Source organism: Streptomyces sp. LS1784 (assembly GCF_020103755.1).
In the GTDB taxonomy this organism is placed as follows: Bacteria; Actinomycetota; Actinomycetes; order Streptomycetales; family Streptomycetaceae; genus Kitasatospora.
The window spans coordinates 1-1,585 of record NZ_JAHSQD010001015.1; the positions used below are offsets into that span (position 1 = coordinate 1).

1 protein-coding gene is annotated in these 1,585 nt (G+C 76.2%); it reads right to left on the reverse strand.

Going from position 1 to position 1,585, the window contains the following annotated elements:
* A partial coding sequence (locus KS423_RS45210; protein ID WP_224285477.1) for a PDZ domain-containing protein occupies positions 1 to 1,585 on the reverse strand: 1,585 nt, incomplete at both ends.

Consider the following 1,585-nt stretch of genomic DNA (forward strand, 5'->3'; position numbering starts at 1 on the left):
TGACGGCGAGCACCGCGTCGCCCGGGCGGATCGCGGCGCCGGGCGCGGCCAGCGGCGAGCGGGCCCGGGGGTCGGAGGACTCCCCGGGCAGGATCCGGGCGATCCGCCACCGCTCGCCGTCCCGGACCAGGTCGGCACCGAGCAGGCCCTGGCGCCGGGCCGGCTCGGTGTACCGGCCGTACGGCAGCACGTAGGCGTGCGAGGTGCCGAGTTCGCCGTGCACCTCCCAGAACAGGTCGACCAGTTCGTCGTGCGAGCCGACCCGCTCGACCAGCGGCCGGTAGCGCTCCAGCACCCCGGCCCAGTCGACGCCGGAGAGGTCGGGGCGCCAGAAGTTGTCCCGCATCAGCCGGCCGTTCTCGGCGAACATCTGCCGCCACTCGGCGGCCGGGTCGACGGTCACCCGCAGCCGGGCGAGGTCGACGGTGGTCTCCTCGTCGTCGCCGCCCTTGTGGTCGGCCGGGACGATCCGCAGCTCTCCCTCGTCCAGCACGGCCGCCCGGGTGCCGTCCGCGCTGACCGCGAAGTCGTCCAGGCCGTGCACCAGCTGCTCGACCCGGCGCTTCCTCAGGTCGAAGCGCTCCAGCACCGGGCGGGGCCGGTCGTCGTCCAACGAGGCTGCCTCGTCACCGAGTTCGCCCATCAGCGGGGCCCTGGTCCAGAGCACGCCGTCCTTGGCGGCGGCCAGCTCCTCGAAGCGGCCGCCCTCGACCGGGAAGGGCACGATCCGGTCGGCGATGCCGTCCAGGTCCACCCTGGTCACGGGCGCGGCGTCGGCCGACGCCTCCTCGCCGTCCGCCTTCCTGGCCTTCGGCTCGTCCTCCTCCCCGCCGAGCGGGCGCCCGGCCCGCTGCGGCCCGAACGGGGAGGGCGTGTCGGCGGCCAGCGTGACCAGGTAGGGGCGGCAGCCGTTCGGGAAGGACAGGTCGAAGACGTGCGCGTCGTAGACCGGGTCGAAGTTGCGCACCGACAGGAAGGCCAGGTAGCGGCCGTCCGCGGTGAAGGAGGGCGAGGTGTCCACGAAGCGCGGCTGGGTGACCTCGCCGACCGTCCGGGTGGCCAGGTTGGCCAGCACGATCTGGCGCAGCGAGTGCGGGCCCATCCCGCGCACCGGGCGCGACCAGGCCAGCCAGGCCGAGTCCGGGCTGAAGGCCGGCCCGCCGGGCTCGCCGTCGGCGCTGCGGTCCAGCTCGTGCACGGCGCCGTCGGCCAGCGCGACCAGCAGTACCCGGCCGTCGTGCACGCCGAGCGCGGCCTGCTTGCCGTCCGGGGAGACCACCAGCGAGTTGACCCGGCCGAGCTGCCCCGCGGCCAGCCGGCGGCGCTCGGCACCGTGCAGGTCGGGGGCGTACTCCAGGGCGTCCTCGCCCTCGGCGTCGGACACCCACAGCACGCCCTGGGCGCCGTCCTCGCCCGGCACCACCCGGACCAGGCGCCCGCGCACGCCAGGGGTCTCGTCCAGCACCCGGGCCGGGCCCTCGCGGTGGGTCAGCCAGTGCACGCTGCCGCGCACCACCACGGCACTGCCCCGGCCGGTGCGGTCGGGGGCGACGGACTCCAGCCAGTGCGCGGCGGGCACCGGGCG